Annotated in this window: 20 protein-coding genes; 10 read left to right on the plus strand and 10 right to left on the minus strand. The window is 56.1% G+C overall.

The features are described from left to right. The first annotated feature begins 2 nt into the window (after nucleotides 1–2). From hofQ to trpS, 8 genes are all read left to right on the plus strand, one after another. On the plus strand, nucleotides 3–1,250 hold the full coding sequence (gene hofQ / locus A6U95_RS07380; RefSeq protein ID WP_074423326.1) for a DNA uptake porin HofQ: 1,248 nt from the start codon (nucleotides 3–5) through the stop codon (nucleotides 1,248–1,250). A 552-nt stretch (nucleotides 1,251–1,802) separates the two neighbouring features. After that, nucleotides 1,803–2,324 carry a shikimate kinase AroK gene (gene aroK / locus A6U95_RS07385; RefSeq protein WP_005271698.1) on the plus strand — a complete coding sequence of 174 codons (522 nt, stop codon included), beginning with the start codon at nucleotides 1,803–1,805 and terminating at the stop codon, nucleotides 2,322–2,324. Between the two features lie 94 nt (nucleotides 2,325–2,418). Continuing rightward, a complete protein-coding gene (gene aroB / locus A6U95_RS07390; protein ID WP_024527568.1) occupies nucleotides 2,419–3,516 on the plus strand; it encodes a 3-dehydroquinate synthase in 1,098 nt (365 codons plus the stop codon). A gap of 280 nt (nucleotides 3,517–3,796) precedes the next feature. Further along, nucleotides 3,797–4,792: an SPOR domain-containing protein gene (locus tag A6U95_RS07395; RefSeq protein ID WP_065684025.1), complete on the plus strand. Its 996-nt coding sequence runs from the start codon at nucleotides 3,797–3,799 to the stop codon at nucleotides 4,790–4,792. Between the two features lie 84 nt (nucleotides 4,793–4,876). Beyond that, entirely contained in the window at nucleotides 4,877–5,698 is an 822-nt protein-coding gene (gene dam, locus A6U95_RS07400) for an adenine-specific DNA-methyltransferase (protein ID WP_024527566.1), read from the plus strand. A gap of 26 nt (nucleotides 5,699–5,724) precedes the next feature. After that, nucleotides 5,725–6,402, plus strand: a complete 678-nt coding sequence (rpe, locus tag A6U95_RS07405) for a ribulose-phosphate 3-epimerase (RefSeq protein WP_065684026.1) — start codon at nucleotides 5,725–5,727, stop codon at nucleotides 6,400–6,402. Then, on the plus strand, nucleotides 6,395–7,093 hold the full coding sequence (locus A6U95_RS07410) for a phosphoglycolate phosphatase (protein ID WP_065684027.1): 699 nt from the start codon (nucleotides 6,395–6,397) through the stop codon (nucleotides 7,091–7,093). The genes rpe and A6U95_RS07410 overlap by 8 nt, the downstream gene beginning before the upstream one ends. A 2-nt stretch (nucleotides 7,094–7,095) precedes the next feature. Then, nucleotides 7,096–8,100, plus strand: coding sequence for a tryptophan--tRNA ligase (trpS, locus tag A6U95_RS07415; protein ID WP_021181695.1), 1,005 nt, complete (start codon nucleotides 7,096–7,098; stop codon nucleotides 8,098–8,100). A gap of 127 nt (nucleotides 8,101–8,227) precedes the next feature. On the opposite strand, the gene cysG is transcribed toward trpS, so the two are convergent. The 4 genes from cysG to nirB all read right to left on the minus strand — a co-directional run bounded on the left by cysG (nucleotide 8,228) and on the right by nirB (nucleotide 13,614). Further along, complete coding sequence (cysG, locus tag A6U95_RS07420; protein ID WP_065684028.1) at nucleotides 8,228–9,631, minus strand: siroheme synthase CysG; 1,404 nt, start codon at nucleotides 9,629–9,631, stop codon at nucleotides 8,228–8,230. A gap of 53 nt (nucleotides 9,632–9,684) precedes the next feature. Continuing rightward, nucleotides 9,685–10,485 (minus strand): nitrite transporter NirC, encoded by an 801-nt coding sequence (gene nirC, locus A6U95_RS07425; protein WP_065684029.1) that lies wholly within the window; start codon nucleotides 10,483–10,485, stop codon nucleotides 9,685–9,687. A 253-nt stretch (nucleotides 10,486–10,738) separates the two neighbouring features. Then, nucleotides 10,739–11,068 carry a nitrite reductase small subunit NirD gene (gene nirD / locus A6U95_RS07430; RefSeq protein WP_065684030.1) on the minus strand — a complete coding sequence of 110 codons (330 nt, stop codon included), beginning with the start codon at nucleotides 11,066–11,068 and terminating at the stop codon, nucleotides 10,739–10,741. Next, nucleotides 11,065–13,614 carry a nitrite reductase large subunit NirB gene (nirB, locus tag A6U95_RS07435; RefSeq protein ID WP_065684031.1) on the minus strand — a complete coding sequence of 850 codons (2,550 nt, stop codon included), beginning with the start codon at nucleotides 13,612–13,614 and terminating at the stop codon, nucleotides 11,065–11,067. The genes nirD and nirB overlap by 4 nt, the downstream gene beginning before the upstream one ends. 286 nt (nucleotides 13,615–13,900) lie before the next feature. On the opposite strand from nirB, the gene A6U95_RS07440 reads away from it, so the two are divergent. Further along, the gene (locus A6U95_RS07440) at nucleotides 13,901–15,184 is read left to right on the plus strand and encodes a cytosine deaminase (protein WP_065684032.1); all 1,284 of its coding nucleotides are present in this window, start codon (nucleotides 13,901–13,903) and stop codon (nucleotides 15,182–15,184) included. Nucleotides 15,185–15,239: 55 nt separating this feature from the next. On the opposite strand, the gene tsgA is transcribed toward A6U95_RS07440, so the two are convergent. The 6 genes from tsgA to A6U95_RS07470 all read right to left on the minus strand — a co-directional run bounded on the left by tsgA (nucleotide 15,240) and on the right by A6U95_RS07470 (nucleotide 21,046). Then, complete coding sequence (gene tsgA, locus A6U95_RS07445; protein WP_021181688.1) at nucleotides 15,240–16,424, minus strand: MFS transporter TsgA; 1,185 nt, start codon at nucleotides 16,422–16,424, stop codon at nucleotides 15,240–15,242. Nucleotides 16,425–16,657: 233 nt separating this feature from the next. After that, nucleotides 16,658–17,638: a LacI family DNA-binding transcriptional regulator gene (locus A6U95_RS07450; RefSeq protein ID WP_065684033.1), complete on the minus strand. Its 981-nt coding sequence runs from the start codon at nucleotides 17,636–17,638 to the stop codon at nucleotides 16,658–16,660. Nucleotides 17,639–17,727: 89 nt separating this feature from the next. Continuing rightward, a complete protein-coding gene (locus A6U95_RS07455; RefSeq protein WP_065684034.1) occupies nucleotides 17,728–19,038 on the minus strand; it encodes a 6-phospho-beta-glucosidase in 1,311 nt (436 codons plus the stop codon). Further along, nucleotides 19,035–19,373 (minus strand): PTS lactose/cellobiose transporter subunit IIA, encoded by a 339-nt coding sequence (locus A6U95_RS07460; protein WP_065684047.1) that lies wholly within the window; start codon nucleotides 19,371–19,373, stop codon nucleotides 19,035–19,037. Before A6U95_RS07460 ends, A6U95_RS07455 begins: the two co-directional genes overlap by 4 nt. 25 nt (nucleotides 19,374–19,398) lie before the next feature. Beyond that, nucleotides 19,399–20,724, minus strand: coding sequence for a PTS sugar transporter subunit IIC (locus A6U95_RS07465; RefSeq protein ID WP_065684035.1), 1,326 nt, complete (start codon nucleotides 20,722–20,724; stop codon nucleotides 19,399–19,401). Nucleotides 20,725–20,740: 16 nt separating this feature from the next. Continuing rightward, nucleotides 20,741–21,046 carry a PTS sugar transporter subunit IIB gene (locus A6U95_RS07470; protein WP_065684036.1) on the minus strand — a complete coding sequence of 102 codons (306 nt, stop codon included), beginning with the start codon at nucleotides 21,044–21,046 and terminating at the stop codon, nucleotides 20,741–20,743. Nucleotides 21,047–21,357: 311 nt separating this feature from the next. Between A6U95_RS07470 and ppiA the strand changes: the two genes are divergently transcribed. Then, complete coding sequence (gene ppiA, locus A6U95_RS07475) at nucleotides 21,358–21,927, plus strand: peptidylprolyl isomerase A (protein WP_024527555.1); 570 nt, start codon at nucleotides 21,358–21,360, stop codon at nucleotides 21,925–21,927. The last annotated feature ends 337 nt before the right edge of the window (nucleotides 21,928–22,264 follow it).

The raw sequence follows: 22,264 nt of genomic DNA on the forward strand, positions 1-22,264 counted from the left end.
TGATGAAAGGATATCAGTGGCTTTTGGTGGGGTGGCTGGCTCTCCCTTTGGCGGTGATGGCAGGCGTAAAGCAGGAAAAACCGGTGTCACTGGCGTTCCATGATACCCCGGTCAGCCTGATTTTACAGGCGCTGGCGGAGTACCAAGACCTGAACCTGGTCGCAGCCGAGGGTGTCGATACCAATCTGACGCTGCGGTTGGACAATGTTCCCTGGCAGCAGGCGCTAGCCGTGGTGTTACGCATGGGCAAGCTGACGATGACGCTGGAGGGCAATGTGATGATGGTTTTCCCACTGCCGGATGAGCAGGAGCTGCTTCGTCGGCAGCGGGCGTTGGCGCAGCAGGAGCCGCTGCACAACCTGACGATCACGCTGCAAAACGCGGAGGCCAGCGAGATAGCGCAGAGCCTGGATAGCCAACGCGGCAAATTATTGACCGAGCGTGGCAGCGTCGTGGTAGATAAACGCACCAACGCGTTACTGCTGCGTGACACCGCTCAGGCGCTGGCCCAGTTGAAAACCTGGGTGGCAGAGATGGATACCCCGCTGGAACAGGTGCAGCTGGCTGCCCATATTGTCACCATCAGCAGCGAAAATTTGCGGGAGCTTGGCGTAAGGTGGGGGCTGGCGGCAGAAGAAAGGCCAGCCAAAAAGCTGCGGATAGATAATTTCAGCGTTGGTCTGCCGGTAGAGAACAGTGCCATAACGGCTGGTTTCCACCTGGCACGCATCAGCGGGCGCATTCTGGATCTGGAGCTGTCGGCGCTGGAGCAGGAAAATCAGGTGGAGATTATCGCCAGCCCGCGCCTGCTTACCGCACATCTGCAAACCGCCAGTATTAAACAGGGTACGGAAATCCCCTACGAGGTGTCGAGCGGCTCCAGCGGTGCCACCTCAATCGAGTTCAAGGACGCGGTGCTGGGCATGGAGGTCACGCCAAAGATTTTACCCAATGGCCGCATCACCCTGGCGTTACAGATCAGCCAGAATATGCCCGGGCGTTCGATCAAACAGGGCGAAGGAGAGGCGCTGGCGATCGACAAACAGGAGATTAAAACCCAGGTGACGGTGAAAGATGGTGAAACCATTGTCTTAGGGGGCATTTTTCAGCGTCAGCGCAACCAGGCGAGCGATAAAGTCCCTGGTGTGGGCGATATCCCCTTGCTGGGATCGCTGTTCAAACACAGCAACCAACAGCATAAAAGGCGCGAGTTGGTGATTTTCATCACGCCCACACTGGTTAAAGTCTAAATTGTCTCGATGGTGATGTTTGGTGCAGTGATGACGCCAAGGCCAAATGAGGGAAACCGACGAAAGTTGCCGTTAATCTGCCAAATCACGACATCCCGTGACTTTTTCAGATAAACTCCAGGCGGAGATCTCGCTGCAATGCTCGGTTCACGAGGTCTTAGTCCAAAATCCTAGCCGTTGAAAACGCTTAAAAGTTGGCAAGCAAATGCACTTTTTTTCGTGCCTTAGAGGCATCTGAGTTTGACGCTGCGGCCGATTTAGCTTACAAGGGTTACCGAATTGAGCACCGAGGTTTTTTTGTTAATGCTGTACCCGTCGTCTTCCAGGCTGAAACCTGGGATCCATAGGGTATAAGACGCCGTTAAAAACGTATGGTTTCCCTCCTGCGGCGTGGATAGTGATTTATTCGGTTGCCAAACTACCAAGAGTGTTGAGATAATTTTTCGTCTGATCTCGCACTATCGCTCATGAGGTTTCAGTTTAGGTCCCGCCGCTAATTTGATTGGCGGGGCGGGTTATCATTAACGAATTGTCTTAGTAATACCGAAAAACATGGCAGAGAAACGCAATATCTTTCTGGTTGGGCCTATGGGTGCCGGCAAAAGCACTATTGGCCGTCAGTTAGCTCAGCAACTCAATATGGAGTTTTTCGACTCCGATCAAGAAATTGAGCGACGTACCGGAGCTGACGTGGGCTGGGTATTCGACGTGGAAGGGGAAGAAGGTTTCCGCGATCGTGAAGAAAAAGTCATTAATGAACTGACGGAAAAGCAAGGGATTGTGCTGGCTACCGGCGGGGGCTCGGTTAAGTCGCGTGAAACGCGTAACCGCCTGTCGGCGCGTGGTGTCGTGGTCTATTTAGAAACCACTATCGAGAAGCAGTTGGCCCGTACTCAGCGCGACAAGAAGCGTCCGCTGCTGCAGGTAGACTCTCCTCCGCGTGAGGTGCTGGAAGCGCTGGCTAGAGAGCGCAATCCGTTGTACGAAGAAATTGCAGATGTCACTATCCGCACCGACGATCAAAGCGCTAAAGTGGTTGCCAACCAGATTATCAACATGCTGGAAAGTAACTGATAGCGGGTTCCGTGTTGGCCGCGGGCAAATGCGGAAATTCTGATTGTGTTCCCCGCGTTGGCGGGGATAAACCACACCGAGAACTGAGCGCGACATGGAGAGAATTACCGTAACGCTTGGGGAGCGTAGCTACCCGATTACCATAGCCGCCGGATTGTTTGACGATCCGGCTTCTTTTATGCCGCTAAAGGCGGGTGAACAGGTCATGCTGGTCACCAACCAGACTTTGGCACCCTTGTATCTGGAGCGTATCCGGTCGGTGCTGGAACAGGGCGGCGTAGTGGTGGATCAGGTGATTCTACCTGATGGCGAACAGTATAAATCTCTGGCCGTACTCGAGCAGGTGTTCTCGGCGCTGCTGGAAAAGCCCCACGGTCGCGATACCACGCTAATTGCCCTCGGCGGCGGCGTGATTGGCGATCTGACCGGCTTTGCCGCAGCGTGCTATCAACGCGGTGTGCGTTTTATCCAGGTTCCTACCACGCTGCTCTCGCAGGTGGACTCCTCCGTTGGCGGCAAAACCGCCGTCAATCATCCGCTCGGTAAAAATATGATCGGCGCCTTCTACCAACCGGCTTCGGTGGTGGTAGATCTGGACTGCCTGCGTACTTTACCGGCGCGTGAACTCTCCTCTGGTTTGGCGGAAGTGATCAAGTACGGGATTATTCTCGATGGTGATTTTTTCGTCTGGCTGGAAAATAATATTGATGCGCTGGTTGCGCTGGATATGGACGCGTTAGCGTACTGCATCCGCCGCTGTTGCGAATTGAAGGCCGAAGTGGTGGCCGCCGATGAACGTGAAAACGGTCTGCGGGCGTTGCTCAATCTGGGCCATACCTACGGCCATGCCATCGAAGCCGAAATGGGCTACGGTGTCTGGCTGCACGGTGAAGCCGTGGCGGCTGGCATGGTGATGGCTGCTGAAACAGCACGTCGCCTGGGCCAGTTCTCGGCTGACGATATCGAACGGATCAAGGCGCTGCTGCTGCGCGCCGGGTTGCCGGTTTGCGGGCCGCAGGAAATGACGCCTGAGGCCTATCTGCCACACATGCTGCGTGATAAAAAAGTGTTGGCGGGGGCGTTGCGTTTGGTATTGCCGAAGGGTATTGGTGAAGCAGAAGTTCGTGGCGGTGTCGCCCATGAGCTGGTGCTGGCATCCATCGCCGACTGTTTACCAACACAGCGCGCGTAAGTCGGTTACACTCAATAGCATTAACGTTTCGCCAGGTCGATATGCAGCCGTTTCTCTGCTGCTATCTGAGCTGTACTTGCCCGCCGGGCAATTCCATGGATGGCGTAATTTGACGCAGGTCGACAGTGCTTGAGCTTGCGGGCTATAACAGTAGCTTGGCTGCTGTTAGACTCTATAAAAATTGTGCGCAGGGCGAGACAGATGTCGCTTTGCCATCATCGGGTTAATAGTCTCGAACCACCTGGGTGGCGAGATTTTGCCTCTAGTTGGAGGGTTTCAGATGGATGAATTTAAACCAGAAGACGATCTCAGGCCTGATACCAGCGATCGCCGTCCTTCGCGTTCACGTCGGCCAGCCGCAACTGGGCCGCGTTTTGCCGTTTCACGTCAGCATATGATGATTGGGATTGGCATTTTGGTGCTGCTGTTGCTGATCATCGGCATCGGTTCGGCGCTGAAGGCACCTACTAAACACGAGACAGCGCAACAGCAAGGGGCAACCCGAGACATCAATCTGTCGGGCTCATCGTCGCTGACCACCAGCAACAACGGCGTTGCGGGGGGCACTACGGATACCAACGATAACAACGGTGTCAGCACCTCTCAGCCTCAGACTGTTAGCGTCCCGCCTATCTCCAGCACGCCGACCGAAGCACAACCTGTAGTGCCACAGGGCGGTGCTGGTGAGCGTGTCGATCTGCCAGGCAACATGGCCGATGCCTTGTCTTCACAACAAGGTCAGGTTGATGCTGCTGCCGCGCAAAGTATCAATGCCCCGGTTTCCACTTTACCAACCGCTCCGGCGACCGTGATGAACGGTGCTGCCGCGCGCCCGGCAGCGAATGGCAATGCAACCGCTGCGACGCAGCCGCATAAAACGCCTGCCACCAAGCCAGCAGCAACCAAGCCGACAGCATCGGTCAAACCTTCTGCGACCACCACCACGGTTTACACCCCACCGGCCAAAGGCAAGAGTGGTGTGGTGAGCGGCAGCGGAAGCTCACTGAAAACCGCACCGGGTAGCCATTACACGCTGCAGTTGAGCAGTGCCTCACGCTCCGATACGTTGAATGCCTTTGCCAAGCAACAGAATTTGCCACACTTTATGGTGTACGAGACCAAGCGTGATGGTAAACCCTGGTATGTATTAGTGAGCGGCAACTACGCTTCTTCGGCGGAGGCCAAGCGTGCTATCGCTACGCTGCCGGCGGAAGTTCAGGCGAAAAAACCATGGGTCCGCCCTGTACAGCAAGTACAGCAAGACCTGAAAAAATAATCATTAATTTTGTGCGCTGATGTGCTGTCTGAAGCAGAGTACATATCCGCCGCTCTGAATTGTAATAAGTAGCTAACTGACGGCATGAAGAAAAACCGCGCTTTTTTAAAATGGGCTGGTGGAAAATACCCGCTGATAGACGAGATCCGTCGTCATTTACCAGAGGGTAACTGCTTAATCGAGCCCTTCGTGGGCGCGGGTTCAGTCTTCCTGAACACAGAGTATGAGGCTTATATTCTCGCCGATATCAACAGCGACCTTATCAGCCTGTATAACATCGTTAAGCTGCGCACGAATGATTTCGTGCGCGATGCCCGCTTGCTTTTCACCGACGAATTCAATAACTCTGAGCAGTTCTACCTGCTGCGCGAAGAGTTCAACACCACCGCCGATGAGTATCGGCGTGCACTGCTGTTCCTGTATCTGAACCGCCACTGCTATAACGGCCTGTGCCGCTATAACCTGCGTGGTGAGTTCAATGTGCCGTTTGGGCGTTACAAGAAACCCTATTTCCCGGAAGAAGAGCTGTATTGGTTTGCTGAAAAATCACGCAATGCCACTTTTGTCTGCGAGCACTATCACGATACCATGGTGAAGGCGACCCAAGGTGCGGTGGTCTATTGCGATCCGCCATATGCTCCTCTGTCGGCAACGGCGAATTTTACCGCTTATCACACCAACAGCTTTAGCCTGGCCGATCAGCAAGGGCTGGCGCGCATTGCACATCAGCTGTCGGTTGAAAGCCAGGTGCCGGTGTTGATTTCCAACCATGACACCGAGCTGACGCGTGACTGGTATCAGCATGCTTCGCTGCATGTGGTGAAGGCTCGTCGCACCATCAGCCGCAATATTTTAGGCCGCAGTAAAGTGAACGAACTTCTGGCGCTGTATAAAAAAGCTGAATAACTCGACCCCTACGTTTGGAGAAGCGGATGAAAAAGTTTTTGATTGCCCCGTCCATTCTGTCTGCAGATTTTGCCCGCCTGGGTGAAGATACTGCCAAAGTGTTGGCCGCTGGCGCCGACGTGGTGCATTTTGACGTGATGGATAACCACTACGTGCCTAATCTGACGATCGGGCCAATGGTGTGCGAAGCCTTGCGCAATTACGGCATTACCGCACCGATTGACGTCCATCTGATGGTAAAACCGGTCGATCGCATCGTGCCGGACTTTGCCAAGGCTGGGGCAACCTACATCTCTTTCCATCCCGAAGCTTCCGAACACGTCGACCGTACCATCCAACTGATCAAAGAGAACGGCTGCAAGGCGGGCCTGGTGTTTAACCCAGCGACCCCGTTGAGCTATCTCGATTACGTGATGGACAAGATCGACGTGATCCTGCTGATGTCGGTCAACCCCGGTTTTGGCGGTCAATCCTTTATCCATGGCACGTTAGACAAGCTGCGTCAGGTTCGCAAACTGATCGACGAAAGCGGCCGCGATATTCGCCTGGAAGTGGACGGTGGCGTGAAGGTCGACAACATTGCCGAGATCGCAGCAGCGGGGGCGGACATGTTCGTGGCAGGCTCCGCCATCTTTGGCAAACCGGATTACCGTGCGGTGATCGATCAGATGCGCAGTGAGCTGGCAAAGGCGAGTCATGGCTGATTTTAGCGCCATCCGTGGTCTGGCCTTCGATCTCGACGGTACGCTGGTAGACAGTGCGCCGGGATTGGCGGCGGCCATTGATATGGCGTTGGCGGAAATGGGTCTGCCGCAGGCCGGTGAGGCCCGTGTTGGCACCTGGATTGGTAACGGTGCCGATGTGCTGGTCCAGCGTGCGCTGCGCTGGGCAGAGGTGGAAGCCACGCCGGAGCGGTGTTTGCAAATGCGTCAACGTTTCGACCATTTCTATGGGCAAACCGTAGAAAGCGGCAGCCGCCTGTTCCCACAGGTAATAGAGACGCTGGCTCAGTTGGCCAAGCTTGGCTACCCGCTGGCGCTGGTCACCAACAAACCGACACCCTTTGTGGCCCCTTTGCTGACGTCGCTCGGCATTATCGACTTTTTCTCGCTGATCATCGGCGGTGACGACGTGGTGGAGAAAAAGCCACATCCTGCCCCGCTGTATCTGGTGTTCGGCAAGCTTGGCCTGCGGGCCGGTGAAGTGCTGTTCGTCGGGGATTCGCGCAATGATATTCAGGCGGCGCAGGCGGCAGGTTGCCCGAGCGTCGGTCTGACTTACGGATATAACTACGGTGAAGCGATCGCCCTGAGCCACCCCGACCGCGTGTTGGAGCGCTTCGCCGATTTGTTGCCCGCACTTGGGCTGTCATCTTTAGAAGATCGGGAAATTTAACTATGAGTAAGCCCATCGTTTTCAGCGGCGCGCAGCCGTCCGGTGAACTGACTATCGGCAACTACATGGGGGCGCTGCGCCAGTGGGTGCAGCTGCAGGACGAGTTTGATTGCATCTACTGCATCGTCGATCTGCATGCCATCACCGTGCGTCAGGATGCACAACAGCTGCGTAAAGCCACCCTGGATACGCTGGCGCTGTACCTGGCCTGTGGTATCGATCCAGAGAAAAGTACCATCTTCGTGCAGTCTCATGTGCCGGAACATACGCAACTGAGCTGGGTGCTGAACTGCTACACCTATTTCGGTGAACTGAGCCGCATGACCCAGTTCAAAGACAAGTCGTCGCGCTATGCGGAAAACATCAACGCCGGTCTGTTCAGCTATCCGGTACTGATGGCGGCAGACATTCTGCTGTACCAGACCAATCAGGTGCCGGTCGGTGAAGACCAGAAGCAGCATCTGGAACTGAGCCGTGACGTTGGCCAGCGCTTCAACGCGCTGTATGGCGACGTGTTCAAGGTGCCGGAGCCGTTTATTCCGAAATCTGGCGCGCGCGTGATGTCGCTGCAAGAGCCGACCAAGAAGATGTCCAAGTCGGACGATAACCGTAACAACGTGATCGGCCTGCTGGAAGATCCGAAGGCGGTGACCAAGAAGATCAAACGTGCGATGACCGATTCCCAAGATCCGCCAGTCATTCGTTACGACGTTGCCAATAAAGCGGGGGTGTCCAACCTGCTGGATATCCTTTCCGGTGTGACCGGCAAGAGCATTGCCCAGTTGGAGGCCGAGTTTGAGGGCCAGATGTATGGTCACCTGAAGGGCGCTGTAGCAGAGGCCGTGTCTGGTATGTTGGTCGAGCTGCAAGAGCGCTATCACCGTTTCCGCAACGATGAGGCTCTGTTACAGCAGGTGATGCGTGATGGCGCGGCGAAAGCCCGAGCTCGTGCGCAGGAAACCTTGGCGAAGGTGTATGAAGCCGTAGGTTTTGTACCGCACCCTTAATGGATGCAGATACAGTCTCAATCCGTTCGCCAGGCTAGGGCGCAGCATGCGGCGCCCTAGCCTAGGTGCGAAACTACAAACTTAGCAACATTGCTCCCAATCTGAAGCGGCCAAAGGGTCGCTTTTTTTATGCTATTTTGCTCAGGTCTGCCGGTGTTTCCTGGCTGGCAAACCAGTTCAGCTTGCTGCGCAGGCTGACGACGCTGCCAACGATAATCAGGCTTGGGCTCTCAGCTTGTTTTGCTAGCTCACCCAGTTGTGCCAACTGGCCTTCGATCACTCGTTGGCGAGTTGAGGTGCCGTTTTCGACCAGCGCCACGGACATCGAGGAAGCCATACCGTGAGCGATCAGCTGCTGCTGGATTTCTGCCGCCTGAGTTAACCCCATATAGAACACCAGCGTTTGCTGCTTGGCGGCAAGCTGTGCCCAGTCCAATCCGCCGTCGGCTTTGGCATGGCCCGTCACCAAACGCACGCTTTGCGCGTGATCGCGGTGGGTGAGGGGAATGCCGCTGTAGGCCGAACACCCCGAAGCCGCAGTGATCCCTGGTACTACCGAGAAGGGAATATCCGCTTCGGCCAGCGTTTCCAGTTCTTCGCCACCACGGCCAAAGATGAAGGGATCGCCCCCTTTCAGCCTGACGACACGCAGGCCTCGCCTGGCCTGTTCCACCAGGATCTGATTGATGTGTTCCTGGGGTACGCAATGGTATCCGGCACGCTTGCCCACAAAGATGCGCTCGGCATCGCGGCGCACCAGGGCCATAATTTCTTCAGAGACCAGGCGGTCATAAACGACCACGTCAGCCTGTTGGATTTGTTGCAGACCTTTCAGCGTCAGCAGGCCAGCATCACCGGGACCTGCACCTACCAGCACCACTTCGCCCTGTTCTTCAGGACGATCGGCGAACAGCTTTTCAACCTGCTGGTTGGCCTGCCGGGTATCGCCGTTGGCCAGGGATTGCGCCAGCCTGTCGTGTACGAACAACCTTTCCCAGAAGCGGCGACGAGCGCCAATGCTGCCAAACTCCTGCTTCACCCGCTGGCGCAATGAACCCGCCAACTGAGCCAGTTGGCCCAGGTGCTGCGGCAGAATGGCTTCCAGTTTTTCCCGTAGCAGACGTGCCAGCACCGGGGCTTTGCCCCCGGAAGAAACGGCCACCATAATCGGCGAACGATCGATAATCGAAGGCATGATAAAGCTGGCGCGTTTGGGGTCGTCCACCACGTTGCAGAACACCTGCCGTTGGTTGGCGCACTGATAGACCAGGGCGTTGACTTCCACCCGATCGGTTGCGGCAATCACTAACCATTTCTCTGCCAGCAAGTCGGCAGAAAACTCACCTGAGACCAGTGTCACCTGGCCCTGTTCGGCCCAGATATGGAATTGCTCACTGAACTCAAGCGAGTTGACGGTTAACTGCGCACCAGCCTCCAGCAGCAGGCGAGCCTTACGTTCAGCGACTTCCCCGCCGCCGACCAGCAGGCAGGCTTTGTGTTGCAGTTGGCAGAAAATGGGTAAGTAATCCATCGGCAATCCTCGGGGAAGTGGTAAACGGGGGCGATCGTTCACCCCCAAAAGCATTATGCGGTTTGGCGAGCAGCTGCAATCTCAGCCTGTGGACGCTGGGCACGTGGCGTGGCATACCAGTAACCGAGGCCCATAAAGACGGCACCAGAGAACATGTTGCCCAGAGTCACCCACAGCAGGTTATGACCGATACCGCTAAGGGTATAGGCTTCGCTGTGGTGGCCGAACCAGGACAGGGCAAACAGCGTCATGTTCGCTACCGAGTGTTCGTAACCGGAAGCGATAAACGCCAGCAAACACCACCAGATGGCGATGAACTTGGCCGCGCCTTCAACACGCAACGCCATCCAGATCGCCAGGCAAACCAGCCAGTTACACAGTACGCCTTTGAAAAACAGCACTTCTGCAGGGGCGGTGGTTTTGGCCAGCGCTACGGTATGCACCAGGCTGGTATCAATCGGCAGCAGGCTACCACCGCCGTAGTAATACATCAGCGCGACCAGCACCGAACCGAGCAGATTTCCTAGCCAGGTTTGTGGCAGTACGGCCCACATCTGGCGCTGCTTGATGGTACCGGCCTTGACGCCCAGCATCAGAAACATGGTATGGCCAGTGAACAGTTCTGAACCGGCGATGATCACCAGCGTCAGTGCGATACCGAAGGTGGCACCCATGACCAACGGACGGATGGACGGATCGACCAGGTTGCCGAGGGTAAAGATCAGGATAATACCAAGGCCGACATAGGCCCCGGCCATAGCGGAGCTGATCCAGAAGCCGAGCGGACTCTCTTTGGCCAGTTTGACGATGCGTGCCGCGTTGGCAGCGCATTTGTTGATGGTGTCGGTGAACATAGATTTCCCTGGAAATAAATAATAAAAAGTGTGTTTGTAATAAGGGTAATGCCGGTCAGTTAGGCAAAAAGAAACGCCCTCACCCTAACCCTCTCCCACAGGGAGAGGGGACCGATCGAGCTAGTTAATTGCTTAGCGTTTTACCTTGCCTTTGTGGTTCTCACTCCCTACTTTCCGTAGCTGCATGGGATAACTACGTGCTCTGGGCAGCTCCCTCTCCCTTTGGAAGAGGGCTGGAGTGAGGGACGAAGGATTACTTAGCCGCCACCTGAACCAGGCCATCGACTACCCGGCTGGCGAAGCTGGCCACAGAGCGGCTCTCATCTTCCAGACAGAAACCGTCGTGCAGGCGGAAATGCTGTTTTTTCAGCGGGCTGGCGACCCACAATTCACCCTGATGCTCGGCAATCAGGCCGCGAGAAAGCACGCTGGCCTGGGCAAACGGGTCGATATTGCTGATGGCAAACAGCCGTTCGTCGGCATAGGGGCGGAATATCGCCACCTGCTGGGTGCCGATCAGCGCACAGACGCCGGTCGCGGGCAGAATATCGGCGATGGGGCAAACGGTGCTCCACTGGCTCATGCGTTGTTCTCCTCGGTTTCCAGCAAGGTGACGGGAATGCGTTCATCCGGGCGTGCTGGGCGATGTTGCTCGCGCTCAGCCACGACCTGAACGTTAGGATCGCGCTGGCTGTTGTTAATAAAGTGAGCGAAACGCACCTGCGATGCAGGATTTTCGACAGTTGCTTTCCATTCGCAGATCACCGCTTCACGTAGGCGGGCAATTTCGGTTTCCAGCTGTGCGTTGATGCCCAGCTTGTCGTCGATAATCACCTTGCGCAGATAATCGATGCCGCCTTCCAGGCTTTCCAGCCAGACCGAGGTACGCTGCAACTTATCGCCGGTGCGGATGTAGAACATCATGAAACGGTCGAGGTAACGCATCAGCGTTTCGTTGTCGAGATCGGCTGCCAGCAGGTCGGCATGGCGCGGTTTCATCCCGCCGTTGCCGCAGACATACAGGTTCCAGCCGTTCTCGGTGGCAATAATGCCAACGTCTTTCCCCTGCGCCTCGGCACACTCGCGGGTGCAGCCGGAAACGCCAAACTTCATCTTGTGCGGAGTACGGATGCCTTTGTAGCGGTGTTCAAGCTGTACGCCAAAGCCAACGCTGTCACCCACGCCATAGCGGCACCAGGTACTGCCGACGCAGGTCTTCGCCATCCGCAGCGCCTTGGCGTAGGCGTGGCCGGTTTCGAAACCGGCGGCGATCAGCTTGCTCCAGATGGCGGGCAGATCGTCTTTCTGCGCACCGAACATGCCGATACGCATCGAGCCGGTCATCTTGGTGTACAGGTTGTATTCTTTGGCAATCTGGCCGACGGCGATCAGACCTTCCGGCGTGATTTCACCACCGGCAGAGCGTGGGATAACCGAGTAGGTGCCGTCTTTCTGGATGTTGCCCAGGAAGTTGTCGTTGGTGTCTTGCAGCGAGGTGTGCTGCGGCTTGAGCACATACTCGTTCCAGCAGGAGGCCAGCAGTGAACCGACGGTCGGTTTGCACACTTCGCAGCCGTAGCCTTTGCCGTATTTTGCCAACAGTTCGTCGAAGGTCTTGATGCCTTCAACCCGGATCAGGTGATATAGCTCCTGGCGAGAATAGGCAAAGTGTTCGCACAGGTGATGGTTAACCTCAATACCCTGTTTGCTCAGTTCGGCATTCAGCACCTGGGTGATCAGTGGAATACAGCCGCCGCAGCCGGTACCGGCCTTGGTCTCGGACTTGATCGCCGCCACGGTATGGCAGCCCATATTCACCGCTTTGATGATATCGCCCTTGCTGACGTCAAAGCAGGAACAGATCTGTGCGGTCTCTGGCAGCGAATCTACGCCGATGGCAGGCTTGCTGCCGGCATGGGCTGGCAGGATCAGGCTGTCCGGATTTTCCGGCAGTTCGATGTTGTTGAGTGCCAGCTGCAGCAGGTTACCGTAGTCGCTGGTATCGCCGACCAGCACCGCACCAAGCAACGTTTTGTTGTCCGCGCTGACGACCAGGCGCTTATACACCTCTTTGCTTTCATCCAGATAGACGTAGCTGCGGGCGCCTTCGGTACGTGCGTGCGCATCACCAATACCCCCAACATCGACCCCCAGCAGCTTCAGCTTGGCGCTCATATCGGCACCCTGGAAGCTGTTTTCACGGCTCAGCAGATGGTCGGCGGCGACCTGAGCCATCTTGTAGCCCGGCGCTACCAAGCCGAAGGTGCGCTGCTGCCAGGAGGCGCATTCACCAATGGCGTAAACGTCCGGATCGGAGGTCTGGCAGTTATCGTTAATCGCAATGCCACCGCGTGGGGCGGTAGCCAGCCCGCACTGGTGAGCCAGTTTGTCCTGCGGACGGATGCCGGTGGAGAAGACGATAAAGTCGACCTCCAGCTCGCTGCCGTCGGCAAAGTGCATGGTTTTGCGTGCGCTTTTGCCGCCGTTGATGATTTCGGTGGTGTTCTTGCCGGTGTGGACTTTGACACCCATGCGCTCGATCTTGCGGCGCAGCTGGTCGCCGCCCATCGGATCGAGCTGTTCTGCCATCAACATCGGCGCGAACTCGATCACGTGGGTTTCCACGCCCAGACTTTTCAGTGCGCCAGCCGCTTCCAGGCCGAGCAGACCACCGCCCACCACTGCGCCACGTTTACTGCGGCGGGCGCAGGATTCGATAGCGTTAAGATCTTCAATTGTGCGGTAAACGAAGCAGTCCTGAGTCTCTGAACCTTTGATCGGCGGGATCCACGGATAGGAGCCGGTCGCCATGATCAGCTTGTCGTAATACACCGTGCGGCCGGTATTGGAGTGGATCACTTTCTCTGCGCGGTTAATGGTGATTGCGCGCTCTCCCACCAGCACTTTGACGCCCTGTTTTTCGTAGAAGCCTTCGCGGACCAGCGAAAGTTCTTCGGCAGTGTGGTGGGAGAAATAGGAGGAGAGATGCACGCGGTCGTAGGCGATGCGCGGCTCTTCACAAAAGATGGTGATGTCGAACTGGTCTTTGTCTGCCTTTTCCAGCAGATCTTCGATAAAGCGGTGGCCGACCATGCCATTGCCGATGACCGCGAGTTGGACTCTGCTCATTATTGCCTCAAAATTCTGATTTCCTGGATGTACCTTATTCCTCCCAGAAGGCAATTTATTGATGCAGGTCAAGTTAGCCTTTATATACCTATAAGGTGGTATATCTATGATTTTTATCGATATTTGATAAGTTGCGGTTTTTACTCAACTTTAGCTGAATCGAGCCAGTTAATGCAAAAAATACTCATTGGGGAGTAGCCGGGGGAAGGAAAGCCAAGCGGTGATTTTGTCAGCTCGTCATTGCCCAGTATGATGAAAGAAATGGTGAGCCGAGCAGAGGTAAAAAATGGCGAACAATCCGGTCAAGTTTATCGATAATCTGCGCCTGAGTGGGCATGAGGGGCTATGGCAGTTGGCCATTGAGCAGGGGCGGATCGCGCATATCATTCCACAGCCTGAGGGTCTGGAGTGGCGCAGCGACGTGTTGGATGCCGAAGGCGGGCTGGCGCTGCCGCCGTTTATCGAGCCGCATATCCACCTGGATACTACGCAAACCGCCGGGCAGCCCGCATGGAACCAGTCCGGCACGCTGTTTGAAGGCATTGAACGCTGGGCAGAGCGCAAAGCACTGCTCACCCATGAAGACGTGAAGCAGCGCGCGTGGCAGACGCTGAAATGGCAAATCGCCAACGGCGTACAGCATGTGCGCACCCATGTTGACGTATCCGATCCTACACTGACCGCGCTGCGCGCCATGCTGGAGGTCAAGCAGGAGGTCTCTCCTTGGATCACGCTGCAGATCGTGGCTTTTCCTCAGGAAGGGATCATGTCATATCCCAATGGGGAAGCCTTGCTGGAGGAGGCATTACGGCTCGGGGCGGATGTGGTTGGGGCTATCCCGCATTTTGAATTCACCCGCGAATACGGCGTGGAGTCGCTGCACAAGGCCTTTGCCCTGGCACAGAAATATGATCGGCTGGTGGACGTGCACTGCGACGAGATTGACGACGAGCAGTCCCGCTTTGTGGAGACCGTGGCCGCGCTGGCATTGAAGCTGGAGATGGGCGGCAAGGTCACCGCCAGCCACACCACCGCGATGCATTCCTACAATGGGGCCTATACCTCAAGGCTGTTCCGGCTGCTGAAAATGTCCGGTATCAACTTCGTGGCCAACCCGTTGGTGAATATTCACCTGCAAGGACGTTTCGATACCTATCCCAAGCGGCGTGGCATCACCCGGGTGAAGGAGATGCTGGAGGCGGGCATCAACGTCTGCTTTGGTCATGACGACGTGTTTGACCCCTGGTATCCGTTGGGCACCGCCAATATGTTGCAGGTGCTGCATATGGGGCTCCACGTCTGCCAACTGATGGGCTATGGCCAGATCGATGACGGATTGGATCTGATCACCACCCACAGCGCACGAACCCTGAATCTGACGGATTACGGTTTGCGTGCAGGCAATAGTGCCGATTTGGTGATCTTACCCGCAGACAGCGGTTTTGACGCAGTACGCCGCCAGACGCCGGTACGCTATTCGATCCGTGCTGGTGCGGTCATCGCGGCCACCCAGCCTGCGCAAACCACGCTGTATCTGGAGCAGGAAGAACAGGTCGACTTCAGGCGTTAGACATAAAAAAAGGGTTCTGCGTTGGCAGAACCCTCATGGGGAAAACTAGCAGCAGTTAGTGCGTGGTATGCCCATGGTTGCGGTGCTTGGTCACAAAACCGAGCAGCAGACACATCACAAACACGGCCAGATACAGGCCGTTGGCCGTAGTCAGCGCGGCATGGACTCCGCTGCTGGCAACGATCGGGCCGGTGACTACGAAGGTCAGCATAGTGCCGATGGTGCCGCAGGTCAGGATAAAGTTGACCAGTTTCGGTGAGGAAACCTTGGTTTGCTGAGAACCGAGCGTGATCAGCGTGGTGTAGATCGCGCTGGAGACGAAGCCCAGAGCCATGATGTAGTAGCTCAGGTACTCAGGATTATCGGTGCTGATAAACAGGTACATGGCACCCGTTGCCAGCGCAGCCAGCACGGTGACGATGCGTTGCAGGTCAAAGAAGCGCAGCACGAAGCTGAACACCCACATACCGATCATGTAAGAAGTCCAGAAATTGCTGACCACCTTGCCCGCCTGGTCGATATTCATGCCGAAGGTTTTGGTGGCGTATTCCGGTACCCATTGGATAAAGCCCAACTGGCCAAGGATGTAGCACAGCGCAGCGATAGCCAGGAACAGCACGCCGATACCCCATTTCTCTTTCACCACCGGCTCGCTGCTTTTCTCCCCTTTGTCACCCAGAACCGGGAACTCGGAACACAGCGTCAGCACGAAGATGGCCAGGTACAGCACCCCAATGCAGGCGTAAACCCAGTACCAGCCAATGCTACGCGCCAGCAGCATTGCGGCGATGATCGGGAAGATCATCCCGGCCATGCTGAAGAAGGAGTCGGTAAACAGCAAGCGTGAACCGCGTTGGCGGCCAGCATACATATGGGTGATCAGGAAGGTGCCGATCGACATGGTGATACCGCTGACCACGCCGAGCACAAACATGCACAGCGAGAACAGGGTCAGGCTTTTGCCTACCATCAGCCCGGCGATGGCCAGCAGCATCAGGATAAAGCCAAAGATCAGCTGACGTTTCAGCGGAATGATTTCCATCAGCCAGGCATTGAGGAAGATTGAAATCAAAATACCCGCGTTAAGGAAGGTAAAGGTATTGCTCATGCTGGAAACCGGCAGATTGAAATACTCTGCGATGTTTCCCATCACCATCCCTGTGACGATCACTAATGCACCGGTCAGCGCATAAGAGAAGAAGCTGATCCAGGTTAGCCGGATGCGGTTGCTGTCATTCATGTATATAGGCCTGATTATCTTTGTTGTGGTTTATACCCGTGGGCCGTCAGGCCGAAACCTGAGATCCCTGGGGTTTAAAGCTGGCATAAGGCCGCAGGTTTTTCCTGGTAAAAACTGGAAAAGATCCCGATCAGGCCACCAGGAGGCGGATCCTAGCATAGACAACGGGAGTTTATGTGACGAGCATCGATTTTTTGATGCAAGAGATGAAAGGTTTTTGGATTTTTATGTGATCAGCTACCGAGTGTGGCGATCGAATCGCGCTGGATGATGGTCGGCTCAAAGCTCACCGGCGCGGTCAGTGGATCTATCAGCAGACGAGCGGCATATTGCGCCATCTCGGTAATGGGGAAATGCACGCTGGTGAGCGCCGGGCGGACAAACGGCGCTCGCTCGCCGCTGTCGTAGCAGATTAGCGAGATATCCTGTGGTACGCGCAAATGCCGCTCATTAATTGCCAGCAGGGCACCAATCGCCATTTCTTCGTTGCAGCAGTAAATCGCCGTAGGCAGCGCTTTACTGCGCAGCAGTTGGTCAGCGCACTGGTAGCCGCTTTCCAGGTCATACACCCCTTCCGGGCAGCCTAGCGGTTGCAGATTGGCGGCCTGCATCGCATTGAGGAACCCTTGTAACCGCTGTTGGCTGGAGGCTCGCTGCACTGGACCGCTGATACAGGCAATGCGCCGATGGCCCGCGTCGATCAACTGCTGGGTAGCAAGCTGGCTGGCGTAAACGTGATCGAAGGTGACACAGCGATCTTCCAGGCCGGGGACCAGGCGATCCAGCAGCACAAAGGAGCGCTGTTCGGCAGCCAACTGGCGTAGCCGATCGTCGCTGAGGCAGCGCACATGCAGGATCACGCCGTCGCAACGCAGGCTGAACAGGCGTTGGATCGCCAGCAGTTCATTTTCCGCACTATTGCGGCCTTGGGTCACCAACAGCTGTTTACCGTTGGACTCGGCTTCGGTTTGGACGAAATCCATCAGGGCACCAAAGAAGCCGCCTCGGTATGAGGTGGTGACCAGGCCCAAGGTGTTACTTTGGCTGGATGCCAACGCCCTGGCCGCCGGGTTGGGGGTATAGCCCAGTTCGGCCACCGCCCGTTTGACCTTCTCGCGGGTGAGCGCTTTGACCTTGTTATCGCCGTTGACCACGCGTGACACAGTCGCGCGGGATACGCCCGCTATCGCTGCGACATCTTCCAGTGTCACCATTTTGCTGCTCCTGATTACGGGCTTATCCCCCCACTTGATCAGATTACAGGAGATAAGTGGGCCCGGCGAGCCGAACCCAATGTTGATGGTTATGCGTTAAACTGCGGCAAATAGGCTTTATTCACCTCCAGCACTTCTTCCAGCAGCGGCTGGGCAATTTGGGCGTTGGCGACCAGGGGATTGGTGACCAGTGCCAGCAGCCCACTGCGGCGATCGCCATGCACGGCGGCTTCTATCGTCAGCCGTTCATAGGCTTTAACCTGCTGGGTCAGCGCATGCATCGAATCCGGCAGTTGGCCAAACGTCAGCGGATGAGCGCCCTGAGCATCGACGATACAGTTGGTTTCTATCACAGCATCGTCTGGCAAACCGCGAATAGCGCCACGGTTTGCGGTATTGACCACTAATTGCGTACCGAGATTGTTGTGAATGGCACGGATCAGCTCCAGCGCCACTTCGGAATAGAAGGAACCGCCACGGAAACTGAGCTGCTCGGGCTTGCTGTCGAGATGCGGGTCTGCATACAGTTCGAACAACTCCTTCTCTACTTTCATCACCTGCTCGGCACGGGTACCACGTTCGGCTGCGGCGGCAATCTCTTCTTCCAGCATCTCTTTGGTCTGGTAGAAATAGCGGTGATAAGGGCAGGGGATCGCCCCAACGGCGCGCAGGAACTCCGGCGGCCAAGGCTCTTCCTTGATGTTGTTCATGGTCAGTGCGGCACCGTCACACAGCATGTCGATCACTTTGCCGGTCACGTCCTTGCCGTTTTGTAGCACCTGGTGGACCCACACCATGTGGTTCAACCCGGCGAATTGCAGCTGCACCTCGGCGTAAGGGGCCTTCAGCATATTGGCGATCATGTGATGCATGCTGATCGGTACGTTACACAGGCCGATGATTTTCGCCTTGGTATAGCGCGAAACGGCTTCGGTCACGATGCCCGCCGGGTTGGTAAAGTTGATGATCCAGGCATCGGGTGCCAGTTGTTCAACCTTGCGGGCGATATTCAGCATCACCGGGATGGTGCGCAGCGCCTTGGCAAAACCGCCAACGCCGGTAGTTTCCTGGCCGATCAGTTGGTATTTCAGCCCCAGGCGCTCGTCGGCGGCCCTGGCAGGCAACTGACCCACGCGGAACTGGGTGAGGACGAAACTGGCACCGCGAATGGCCTCGTCCAGGTCGAAATGCACGCTGACCTTCACCTGCTCCAGGCCGTTACGAGCCAACATTCGCTGGGTTAATGCAGCAATGATCTCGACCTTCTCCCGGCCAGGCTCAACGTCCACCAATGCCAGCTCGGTCACCGGCAACTCTTCAATTCGCAGGATCAGGCCTTCCACCAGCTCCGGCGTGTAGCTGCTCCCGCCGCCAATAATGGCGATTTTTAATGGACTCATGAGCGGGCCTCCTGCAGTGTCTGACGGCGATAAAGTTCGATCATGTCATCTGCCAGATCCTGAATGACCATGGCGTTCATCAAGTGATCCTGCGCGTGTACGGTGATCAGGGTGATGGCCAGCTTGCCGCAGCCTTCGTCCATGCCGATCAGTTGGGTCTGAATGCGGTGGGCCTGCTTCACCGCCTGCTTGGATTCGGCCATATGTTCGGCGGAGCCGGTGAAATCACCGGCACGGGCCTGTTGCAAAGCCATCAGCGCGCTACTGCGGGCGCTACCGGCAAATACCAGTAGCTCCATAATGGTGCTTTCAAAATCCTGGCTGACTTCAGCCATCAGTTCAGTCACGTTATCTCTCCTGTTACTGCGCGGCGGCGGCGTTGCTGGCTTCACGTTCAGCCTCAGCCTGCTCGTGTTCCTGCGCCATTAGTTGTTTTTCATACACCTTGAAGAACGGTAGCCAGATCGCCAGGTCTATCACCATCAGCACCAGCACCAATACGGCGGCACGGATATCCCAGGAGGCGGAGATCATCGCTCCCAGCGGTGCCGGAGCGGTCCAGGGGGCCATCGCCACCATTTTCTCCACCATGTCCCAGTGCAGGGCGAAATAAGCCAGAGTGGCGTTAACCATCGGCACCACAATCAACGGGATAAACAGCGTTGGGTTCATCACCACCGGCGAACCGAACAGCAGCGGTTCATTGATATTGAAAGCCGCCGGAACCACGCTCAGCTTGCCGATGGTGCGAAGATGAATGGAGCGGCTGCGCAGGTAGAGGAAGGCCAACACCAGCGTGGATCCAGAACCGCCGATACAGACATAGAATGACCAGAAGGGCGCGGTCAGCGTTTGGGTCATGGCGGCACCGTTGGCGACCAGCGCGGCGTTGGTCGCCAGGTTAGCCATAAAGATCGGGTTCAGCAGGCCGGTCACGATGTTGTCGCCGTGAATACCGGCAAACCACAGCAGGTTGGCAATCAGCACCGCCAAAAGAATGGCTGGCAACGTATCGCCGACGGAAATCAGCGGCTGGAACACCTGCATAATCGCGGCGGGCAGCAACAGTTGAAATTCGCTCTGCATCAGGAGGCTGACGGGGTAGACCGTCAACAGAATGCCCACCACCGGGTACAGCAGTTCAAACGAACGGGCAATGGCAGGGGGAACCTGTTCCGGCATGCGAATGGTGATGTTGTACTTTTTCAGCAGGCGGATCAGTTCGACCGACCAAATGGCGCAGATCAGGGCGGTGAATACCCCCTGGCCACCCAGAAAATCGAGGGACATCTTGTTGTCGACCTGTGGCGCGGAGGCCAGCAGGAATGCCATCAGCGACAGCAGCGCGGCGGTCAGGGCGTCCATTTTGTAGTGCTTTGCCAGACTGTAGGCGGTACCAATAGAGACAAATACGCTCATCAACCCCATGGTCATAAAGAACGGCATGGTGATGGTGTCCCAGTGCTTCTTGGCGAACCCTAACCAGGCTTGCCCGAAGCTGGAGGTGGTGGTCGCGTCAAACGGCGGGTTGGCGACGATCAGCATGATACTGCCGACGATCAAAAACGGCATGGCGCTGATAAAACCGTCACGAATGGCAATAATATGGCGCTGGCTACCGATCCGGCCAGCCAGTGGCGCGATATGGCTTTCGACCACGCGCATCAGGGAAGCGTATAGGCTCATGGGGGTCTCCGCGGCGTCAGGCGATCAGGCTGAGGGCTTTGTCTAATACCTTGTCACCGCGCAGGGTGCCGTAATCCATCATGTCGATGACGGCAACCTGCAGGCCATGCGGCTCGGCAAGCTGGCTGAAGCGGGCCAGTTCGTATTTCACCTGTGGCCCTAGCAGCACCACGCTAGCGGTTGGCAACTCGGCTTCGAAATCCGCAGCCGCTACCGCCACAATCTCCACGGCCAGCTCGCGCTTTTGCGCTTCGGTTTGCATGCGTTTGACGAGCATGCTGGTGGACATCCCCGCGGCACAGCACAGCACTATCTTCTTCATCATTGCTCTCCAGTATTATTATGGTTATCAGCGCAAATGAGAGCGCTCTCATTTATTTAGCCTAGCTGGATTGCAGAACCAAACCGGGATTTGTGTCGCAAAAAACGATGAAGGGCGAAAATGGGCAAATAATGCGTGATCGGCTTGGCAAAAATCAGTACGGGGATCATACTGTCGGCAGGAAAAAACCGGGCGCACTCAGAAACGTCCGGCAATTGAGTAAATATAGGTAAATGGCTGGCGCTGCCGGGCGCAGCTCTTTAGAATCAAAGCGCTTTCCGTTGTTTGTATCTCAAAGAAAGGACCCGTTCATGTTCAAACGTACTTTAGTGACCTTCGTTGCGCTGTGTTCCCTGACAGCTATGGCACCCGCCGCATTTGCTGCCGGTGAAACCCACGTCATGCTGACCACCTCGGCAGGGAATATCGAATTGGCGCTCGACAGTCAGAAGGCACCGGTCTCAACCAAGAACTTTATTGACTACGTGAACAGCGGTTACTACAACAACACCGTTTTCCACCGCGTGATCCCAGGTTTCATGGTTCAGGGCGGCGGTTTTACTGCGGATATGCAGCAGAAAACCACCAATGCACCGATCAAAAACGAAGCCGACAACGGCCTGCGTAACCTGCGTGGCACCATTTCCATGGCGCGTACCGCCGATAAAGACAGCGCCACCAGCCAGTTCTTCCTGAACGTGGCAGACAATGCATTCCTCGATCATGGCCAGCGTGATTTTGGCTACGCGGTATTTGGCAAGATCGTTAAAGGGATGGACGTGGTAGATAAAATCTCTCAGGTACCCACTGGCAACGTCGGTCCTTACCAGAATGTCCCGAGCAAACCTATCGTGATCCTGTCGGCCAAAGTGCTGCCATAAATCACCCAAGCCGGTCTCTAGCTGGGGGCCGGCCTGCTTTTCCCTCCTGAATGTTTGCCTGCATCACTGTTTTTTTCGATCCCACGTGATTTAATTGCCCGCCTAAAACCAGACCGGATACCCGGCACTTATTTGATCGCCCCCGTTGTTCAGGATGAGCCGTTTTTATGTACGAATTTAACCAGGTGTTACTGCTGCTACAGCAGATGTGCGTGTATCTCGTCATTGCTTATCTGCTGAGCAAGACGCCGCTGTTTATTCCGCTGATGCAGGTGACCATCCGCCTGCCGCACAAGCTGCTGTGCTACGTCATTTTCTCTGTCTCTTATACACATCT

This window comes from Serratia sp. 14-2641, assembly GCF_001692375.1.
In the GTDB taxonomy this organism is placed as follows: Bacteria; Pseudomonadota; Gammaproteobacteria; order Enterobacterales; family Enterobacteriaceae; genus Chania; species Chania fonticola_C.

Excerpts from the sequence above, each read along its gene's own strand:
- hofQ (WP_074423326.1), top strand. The coding sequence starts at position 3 with ATGAAAGGATATCAGTGGCTTTTGGTGGGGTGGCTGGCTCTCCCTTTG.
- aroK (WP_005271698.1), top strand. The coding sequence starts at position 1,803 with ATGGCAGAGAAACGCAATATCTTTCTGGTTGGGCCTATGGGTGCCGGC.
- aroB (WP_024527568.1), top strand. The coding sequence starts at position 2,419 with ATGGAGAGAATTACCGTAACGCTTGGGGAGCGTAGCTACCCGATTACC.
- A6U95_RS07395 (WP_065684025.1), top strand. The coding sequence starts at position 3,797 with ATGGATGAATTTAAACCAGAAGACGATCTCAGGCCTGATACCAGCGAT.
- dam (WP_024527566.1), top strand. The coding sequence starts at position 4,877 with ATGAAGAAAAACCGCGCTTTTTTAAAATGGGCTGGTGGAAAATACCCG.
- rpe (WP_065684026.1), top strand. The coding sequence starts at position 5,725 with ATGAAAAAGTTTTTGATTGCCCCGTCCATTCTGTCTGCAGATTTTGCC.
- A6U95_RS07410 (WP_065684027.1), top strand. The coding sequence starts at position 6,395 with ATGGCTGATTTTAGCGCCATCCGTGGTCTGGCCTTCGATCTCGACGGT.
- trpS (WP_021181695.1), top strand. The coding sequence starts at position 7,096 with ATGAGTAAGCCCATCGTTTTCAGCGGCGCGCAGCCGTCCGGTGAACTG.
- cysG (WP_065684028.1), bottom strand. The coding sequence starts at position 9,631 with ATGGATTACTTACCCATTTTCTGCCAACTGCAACACAAAGCCTGCCTG.
- nirC (WP_065684029.1), bottom strand. The coding sequence starts at position 10,485 with ATGTTCACCGACACCATCAACAAATGCGCTGCCAACGCGGCACGCATC.
- nirD (WP_065684030.1), bottom strand. The coding sequence starts at position 11,068 with ATGAGCCAGTGGAGCACCGTTTGCCCCATCGCCGATATTCTGCCCGCG.
- nirB (WP_065684031.1), bottom strand. The coding sequence starts at position 13,614 with ATGAGCAGAGTCCAACTCGCGGTCATCGGCAATGGCATGGTCGGCCAC.
- A6U95_RS07440 (WP_065684032.1), top strand. The coding sequence starts at position 13,901 with ATGGCGAACAATCCGGTCAAGTTTATCGATAATCTGCGCCTGAGTGGG.
- tsgA (WP_021181688.1), bottom strand. The coding sequence starts at position 16,424 with ATGAATGACAGCAACCGCATCCGGCTAACCTGGATCAGCTTCTTCTCT.
- A6U95_RS07450 (WP_065684033.1), bottom strand. The coding sequence starts at position 17,638 with ATGGTGACACTGGAAGATGTCGCAGCGATAGCGGGCGTATCCCGCGCG.
- A6U95_RS07455 (WP_065684034.1), bottom strand. The coding sequence starts at position 19,038 with ATGAGTCCATTAAAAATCGCCATTATTGGCGGCGGGAGCAGCTACACG.
- A6U95_RS07460 (WP_065684047.1), bottom strand. The coding sequence starts at position 19,373 with ATGGCTGAAGTCAGCCAGGATTTTGAAAGCACCATTATGGAGCTACTG.
- A6U95_RS07465 (WP_065684035.1), bottom strand. The coding sequence starts at position 20,724 with ATGAGCCTATACGCTTCCCTGATGCGCGTGGTCGAAAGCCATATCGCG.
- A6U95_RS07470 (WP_065684036.1), bottom strand. The coding sequence starts at position 21,046 with ATGAAGAAGATAGTGCTGTGCTGTGCCGCGGGGATGTCCACCAGCATG.
- ppiA (WP_024527555.1), top strand. The coding sequence starts at position 21,358 with ATGTTCAAACGTACTTTAGTGACCTTCGTTGCGCTGTGTTCCCTGACA.